General features: G+C 46.2%; 5 protein-coding genes. 1 reads left to right on the top strand and 4 read right to left on the bottom strand.

Annotated features, from left to right (window positions below):
* Window positions 1-783: 783 nt before the first annotated feature.
* Window positions 784-1149 carry a DUF6124 family protein gene (locus M5G26_RS24010; protein WP_123374778.1) on the top strand — a complete coding sequence of 122 codons (366 nt, stop codon included), beginning with the start codon at window positions 784-786 and terminating at the stop codon, window positions 1147-1149.
* Window positions 1150-1840: 691 nt separating this feature from the next.
* Here M5G26_RS24010 and M5G26_RS24005 read toward each other — a convergent pair.
* The 4 genes from M5G26_RS24005 to M5G26_RS23990 form a co-directional block, all read right to left on the bottom strand.
* Window positions 1841-2365 (bottom strand): hypothetical protein, encoded by a 525-nt coding sequence (locus M5G26_RS24005; RefSeq protein ID WP_273916658.1) that lies wholly within the window; start codon window positions 2363-2365, stop codon window positions 1841-1843.
* 588 nt (window positions 2366-2953) lie between these two features.
* Window positions 2954-4609 (bottom strand): ATP-binding cassette domain-containing protein, encoded by a 1656-nt coding sequence (locus tag M5G26_RS24000; protein WP_273916657.1) that lies wholly within the window; start codon window positions 4607-4609, stop codon window positions 2954-2956.
* A gap of 12 nt (window positions 4610-4621) precedes the next feature.
* Complete coding sequence (locus tag M5G26_RS23995; protein WP_273916656.1) at window positions 4622-5302, bottom strand: lasso peptide biosynthesis B2 protein; 681 nt, start codon at window positions 5300-5302, stop codon at window positions 4622-4624.
* Window positions 5303-5317: 15 nt separating this feature from the next.
* Window positions 5318-6742 (bottom strand): asparagine synthase-related protein, encoded by a 1425-nt coding sequence (locus tag M5G26_RS23990; RefSeq protein WP_273916655.1) that lies wholly within the window; start codon window positions 6740-6742, stop codon window positions 5318-5320.
* Window positions 6743-7067 lie beyond the last annotated feature (325 nt).

Below are 7067 nucleotides of genomic sequence, written 5' to 3'. Positions count from 1 at the left end.
CCCTCCACTCAGCCTTCCGACGTCGCCCGTGGATCAAGATCAAAAGCAGGCGAGCTGACACTCGGCCTATTGAGTGGTTAAGGGCCAAGCGGTGTTCGGCTGTTGATTTATGTTGTGGCTACCCCAGCCCTCTCCCGAGGGAGAGGGAGCCGATTTGTGGGCCTTTCAGAATCTGAGTTCGACTCGGTATCGCACGTCGGCGTACCTTGCCCAAACACCTCGGTCAGTCACCTCTCTCTGGGAAGGAGAAGAGCCGATTTGTGTGCTTTTCAGCGCTGGAGTTCAACGCGGTATCGCACGTCGGCGTATCTTGCCCAAACACCTCGGTTAGTCCCCTCTCCCTCTGGGAGAGGGTTAGGGTGAGGGGCGATTCTGCTGGCACGATCAAGAACTGGAAGCGCTCACTGTCCGGCATTTCTCGTGCGTAAACATGATTTTGTGAGCGCGTGTAAATTACACAACCCGTTACGCCACCGGGCCTACAACACCTTGCGCCGTTACCTACGCATACGCCAGAATCCGCCGGCTTACACGACCATGCGCGGGCTATATCGTTTGCCTGCCACTGCCCATCAGTGGTCGGGTTTAGTAGCCCGTATGGTTTTAGTAAGTGCATAGGTCCCATAAAGTCAGGCGCATCTGCCTGTACTCAATGGTGGCTGTGCTCAGGGCGCTTTCGAGCGCGCCGGTCTTGCTAATTCCTCCGGTCTACTAACCTGCGCACAGCCGCCACCCTTCTTTAGTAGAGAACGGTCGCGGCCCTTGTTCAGGAATTAGATATTTATGTTCAAAGCCACGCCAAACCCTCCGGGCATCGACCCAACCCCTCACGACCCAGCGCTGGAGTCTCAAAAGACAAAAGAAGCGACTGATCGCGCCCTCGACTACTACCTCCGACCAGAAGCCCTGGGGGCTCCACCAAGCTCGCCCAAGTTTCGCCCGGTCTATCTCGTCGACCCTACACTGGACGACGAAACCCTGCTGGTCGAGGCGAGCGAGTCGCTTTCATACGCCCACGCCATGGCCGGTAACATCGCCAACTCAATAGGCGGCCCGGAGCGCAAACCGCTGCTGGCGCTGCAACAGGTGATCATGTTGAACGAGCTGTTGGTCAATCGGCTGCTGGATAAGCTGAAGTTGCCTCAGTAATTTCGCTGGCTGTTATGACCTCATCGCGAGCAGGCTCACTCCTACATTGGATCTGCGGTGATCACTGATTGAGTGCCCGACAACGATCCCCTGTAGGAGTGAGCCTGCTCGCGATGGCGGCCTAAGAGCCGACCAACCTCTAACTGATTGCATCCGGTCCAAATGTGGGAGCGAGCTTGCTCGCGAAAGCGGTCTGACAGACACCATCAAAAGAACAGGGCATTTGCGGACTTCTCTGTCGGTAAACGCAGTCCTGTAAGCACGTTTAAATCACACAACCCGTTACGCCGCAGGGCCTACAACACCTTGCGCCGTTACCTACGCGTACGCCAGAATCCGCCGTCTTACACGGCTATGGGCCGGGCTATATCGTTTCCTTGTCACCGCAAAACAGTGATCGGGATTGGTAGCCCGTCTGTAATAGCTGTGTGGCAACACCTTATGGAGCTTCTATCTTGAGGCTCTGCTTTATGGTGGTCATGCGTGGGGTTCATCCGTGAGCGCCGGGTTCCTATTGCAGTCGGTCTACCAACCCGCGTATGGCCGCCACCCACTCGTTTGGTAGCGACGGTGACTGCTCCTTAAAGCTGCGGTAGGAGTTTCATCCAAATTCAAAGTTACGCCCAACCCACCGCCAGTAAGCACACTGTTATCGAACGCGTTCTGCCCATCGTGCGCGATTTTCGGCACATCAAACAGTATCCGTGAATGTCTCAAAATATTGTTTGGCTTTCAGATCATTTCTTCTTAAATTGAAAGTTCCTTTGGGCTTTATTTCTTCGGGCGTTTCGTCGGGGTTTGTTTTTGTGAATGTTGCTTCGAACTTACCTTCAGCAGTCCCTTTTACAGGGTCCAGCTTAATACTCAGTGTCGCAGCATCCGCCTGGATAACTCGCCAGCCTTTCAACGCACCCTTTTTTACTGAATGCCTGTGGTCAAAGTACAAGCCGTTTGCAAGTGTATAGGTGCCTTCCAGGATATCCTCATTGATATACGGCACTCGGAGCATAAAACCAAAATAGTTCACTGAATCAACCGAACCCACGGAACCATAAATTATCCATGAAAGGTTAGTTGAGGTGCTTGATTTGTAAAATGATGTTCTTTGGGCTTTGGTTGATAAAGAATCGATCTCCCACTGAAAGTCGTCGTCCTCTGCTTCGAAGTTATCTATCTGAGAGGCGTTATTTTCATTATAAAAATCGCTGTAGCTCACGATGAAATCCTTCTGTCTCGTAGGGGAATCCCGTCGATTGACCGAGCGGTATTTCATAGATATTCAGTTATTAATGTTCTGTCTACTGTCAGAGTTGTCAGCTAGACTTTATTCGCGGAATGTGCTTCGGCGCTGTTTTTGGGGTTTGCCTTTATTTCAGGTATTAAAAACCGGAAGCTTTCGCCGTCCGGGCTTTCAGAATTAAAAGGTCGCAGCCTGCGGCAGCTCCTACACAATGGCTTTTTAGAAGCTGTGGCAGGCTGCGATTTTTTTGATTTACTTTGTAATGGGTAGCCTGCCAGTGATCACAATTTCATCGAACACTTTCTGCCCATCACGCGCGGCTTGCCGAACATCAAGGAATGTCAGTTCATCACAAACTTTCTGTTTTGCGGGTTTTCGGGCGGACGTTGTATTCATGCTGGCCGGTATGTGTGATTGAGTAGCGACCGGCAAACGATAGAAACTGGCCTCAACAAGCACCAGTCGGCGCATTCTGTCGCAATTGTAGGCAATGTCTGCATTACTTGAGTGAGATCGTTCCCGGTAGTGATAGCGCTCATCGCGAGCGGGGAGCACGCTGAATGGCTAAGTGCTCTGAGGGTGATTTTCAGTCAGCTCTATTGCCACTCCGTATTTTTTCTTCAAACCAGCATCATGAGTGACAATTATTAAGCAGGGTATGTTGGCGGCGAGCCACTCAATGATTTTGTAAGCCGTTGTATCATCAAGTGAAGAGGTCGGTTCATCTAATATCAATGTATGTTTATCTCTTAGAATCGCTCGGCCAATTGCAATTCGTTGTTTTTCTCCCCCGCTGAGTTCGCTATTCGCGGCGCCTATTACGGTAGCCAATAATCCCTCTATTTCAGAGTTGTCTTTTGAAAGTCCCAGAAGTTCAATGACCCATCTTAGTTTTTGCGGTGAAACATTTTTCGATCCATAAAGCAGGTTGTCTTCAAAGGTGCCAGCGATGAGTATAGGTTGCTGTGGTGCGACGGAAACCTCAGAGAGTATGAATTCACTCATTGTTTCGTTTATCAAGTGCCCTCTGTAATGTACTGCTCCCGTATAATTTTCTTCGAGGCCTAATAGAGTATTGATGAGTGTCGTTTTTCCTGCGCCAGAACTCCCCGCTATAATGTTTACGCCTCGTTTAAATTGATAGTTGATTCTGGAAAATATAACGTTATTGTCTTTGGTGAGTGATAGTTCTCTAAGAACAAAACCTTGTTCGGTCTGAGAGGTGTTCGGGTAATATGAGTTGTTGATTTTTTCTTCGATGTATTTAACGCCGTCATCCAGGGAAACAAGGTTTCCCTGAAGATTTATCAGTGTTCCAGCCAATAGATGTAACTGCATCGTGAACATTGTGATGTAGCCAGTGATCATGATGAAATCACCTGAAGTAAATATTGAATGATAATTAACTCCTGACAAAATCACGAAAAAAGCCAGCACGGTTCCAATTGCTAATCCTTGAGCGGCAATACGTGTACCCATATGAAGGTTGGCTTTTCTGATTGTCTTGACATAGTTGTCAAAAAAGCTTTTGCCCGCATGGCATTCCTTAAGTTGCGTACTGTTAAGCTTTATGTCGTAAGTGCGGCCAAGTCTTTCGACGGTATAGCTGGATAATTTGGCGTCTGCCTCAAATAATTCCCGATGAATGCTGGAGCTGGACCTGGCAACATAAATCGATATGCATATCAGTACTATGGAGGAGAGAAGGAACAAGATTGCGTAGGCATGGCCCATGATCGCGTACAGTACACTTATCGCAATGATGATTTCCACAGTAATAGGGGTGATTGTCCAGAATACGCCTATAGTTATCATGCTGAAACTGCTAGCGGATCTGTTTATGTCAGCTACAACAAATCCGGGGTCCAGGTTTTTTTGTTTTTTATATGGGTACTTAAAGATCCTGTTAATGATTGTTTCGTAGATTGTAGTGTCGCACTTTGCGAGTATCCACGCTGATAAAATTCCACGTATATTCGACAGAACCTGAGAAAGAGTCCATATGGCCGAATAAGATGCCGCAAAAAACAGAAACTGTGTTTGCATGCTATTTGATTCGTGAATGGAGTTGGCAGCATTTCTCAATATAACCGGGAGGAGGGAGTTCAGGGCGCTGCATAGGAGAAATATTGCTGATATTCCGATAAAGCTGGCTGTAAACCAGCGATAATTTTTTGAGATTATTTTAAAGATTTTTATGTATTGATACAGCCAATTCATTTTTGAGCAGCCTTATATTGTCAGTATTTTAGGTAGCTTGCGTGATAGGTGTGGATCATCGGCAATGACTTCTCCATTTATTTCGATCCACGCGTGCGAAAGGAAGTCATATAATTGAACGCCAATAAAGAAGTCACACTTTTTATTGTTTCTCATGGCGTGTTTGAAGAGACAGATAGAAGACTCAAGGCACTTGACCTTAAAAGGCAATACAAGTGAAGCGATGCGAACGCCTTGCGCGTAGCTTTCAATACTTTCGTGCCAAGCCGATACAGGGTTTCCTGATAGAGCTTTTTTTGAGGCTCTCATGCTATTCAGGCAGGTTTCCAGGCCACCGAGTGCGATTGTTACCTTTAAAATCAGGAGGTCCAGGCATGCCCGCATTGTCGGTAGCAATTTAACGGGTTGACGAGGGTTTTGCCTTTTTATTCTCCACGTATAGTTATCAATACCTTCGTAGTCATCATTCGCTTTTGTTAGAGGGTTGGAGTTGTGAATCGAATCAGTGATTATGTTTAGAGAGGAGAGCTCGTGTCGAATTTCGTTGTATTCGTTGCAGTCCCTGTCGCCTTTAATCAGTATCGTAGTTTGTGATTCGTTAAAAATTAAGTAGGTGTCGAGCTTTTCATCAAGGATGACAAGTTGGTTGTCTATCAAGATGGCGTGTGCGTGAGGCTGAAAAGTAAATTCCATTTTCCCTTTTCTCCTTTAAATATTTTTAATTAAGGACGCGCATATGATTTTCAGCAAATTTTTTTCGACACCTCCAAATCCCATTGCTGAGCGATTTATAGAGTTTTCAATGTTGGGCATGTTAATTATGTTTTCTTGGGTCATCCAACTGCTGCGGAGCTTTTTTATAATGTCTTTTTTATGGAGTTTTAATGCTTTTTGGTAGGCGCCTGTTATATGCCCCTTGTCACGTCGAAGTAGTATGTTTGGGTGTTTTTTTCTGAAGGCTCGCTTTATTGGTAGTCTGGTTTCACTTTCGTTGAACATGCTGTATGGGTTTTGTGTGAGTGCATATTCAATGATTTTTTGGCTTGTGAATGGAAAAATTATGTTGTTGAACTTGTTAAGGGTCGAACTTGTCGAGTTCTGGAAAATGGCCTGTGTTATAGCTTGTACATGTTCCTCGGCTAGGCTCTTAGGTTTTTCTGCACCCCTTCGCGGCAAGAACTGCGAGTTAAAAAAATACCTTAACTGGTCAGTCTCGTTGTTTCGTTGTCGCCTGTTTTGAGTAAGGGTTTGGTAGAGGTTTGATCCTGTCAGTTTGGAGATCGTTGCAGCTATATTAAATCCCTTGAAAAATCTCTTTTCTCTAATTAAATGTTGGAATGCAACGGAGGGTACGGGGTCTAAGAATAAGTGATCGCCTCCATGTCCATCCAGTACAATGAATTCGTGTCCTAGTTGGGATAAGATAAAGTCTCTTTCTCTTTTGAATACCTGCTCAGAAGCCATGCTGGAGTTGATACAGAAGTGATCAGTCGGATTCACTTCCTGAAAGAAGTCTTCTGGTTCGAGCTTGAACAATATGTGGTTTATGTCAAGTGTATTGCATAAGGCGGTGGCTGTATTTCTATCATTATTTGCACTGCATTTTTCGTCGAACCAAGTGATGGCGGTAACGTGATCTTTTCCAGCGACTTCAATCGCTGCAAGTAGTAAGCACGTTGAATCGACACCTCCCGAGAAACGCACTACAAGCTCTCCATCTTTGTTTTTATTATGTTCTTCGGCGATGTAATCAATTATCAATTCAAAAGGGTCTTGGTTTGCGAATGGATATTGGCCTTGAAGGTGGGTGAGGTTGGTCTCAATAATGCTGGTCTTTAGTTTGGTATCGTACGTGTATGTGTGTGAGGGCGGGAGCAATATGACCCCCTGCCAATAAGTGGACGTTGAGGCAGGTTCGTCTTGGGTGAGTTGGCGAATTATTTGATACCTGTCCGGTTCTTTGTTGAATAAGGGGGGCTCGAATTTACCACTCATAATGCTGCCGATATTACTGTTGATTACTATCAACTTGCAGGATGACAAAGGATTTACGTGCACTATTTTTTCTGCGGTGGGTTTTTGTTGTGTTGAATTAGGGTTGTGCGTTTGATAGCGCTTTCCTTTGTTGTTCATGGCCACTCCTTGGCTTTATGTGAGCTGGACCGATTATTGAGCGCCCTGTAGGGGCGCTCAATAATGACGTTTAGGAATTACCTCGGGCTTGGAATTCTAGGGCCGCCGCAATCTGGCCGAAAAATGAAGTATTTGCCTTCCAGGACGCAGCCTCCACCATAGCCATTTATCGTTGGGGTCGCTTTGAATATCAAAGGGCGGCTTGTTTTATCGTGAGTGACGTATTTTTTCTTTTGAACATGATCCAATCCTCTTTTTTAAGTTTAATGCCTGAATAAGTTGTGGGGGATTGTTGAGATTTGCGTATTGAGTAACGGAGTAGATT

Origin of the sequence: Pseudomonas sp. TNT2022 ID642, assembly GCF_028656995.1 — a bacterium.
Taxonomy (GTDB): domain Bacteria; phylum Pseudomonadota; class Gammaproteobacteria; order Pseudomonadales; family Pseudomonadaceae; genus Aquipseudomonas.
Note: the sequence above shows the minus strand (reverse complement) of the source record. Positions and strands in the feature narration are given on the sequence as shown.

Bases quoted from the DNA above. Each gene is read 5' to 3' on its own strand.
- M5G26_RS23990 (WP_273916655.1), bottom strand. From the start codon at position 6,742: ATGAACAACAAAGGAAAGCGCTATCAAACGCACAACCCTAATTCAACA.
- M5G26_RS24010 (WP_123374778.1), top strand. From the start codon at position 784: ATGTTCAAAGCCACGCCAAACCCTCCGGGCATCGACCCAACCCCTCAC.
- M5G26_RS24000 (WP_273916657.1), bottom strand. From the start codon at position 4,609: ATGAATTGGCTGTATCAATACATAAAAATCTTTAAAATAATCTCAAAA.
- M5G26_RS23995 (WP_273916656.1), bottom strand. From the start codon at position 5,302: ATGGAATTTACTTTTCAGCCTCACGCACACGCCATCTTGATAGACAAC.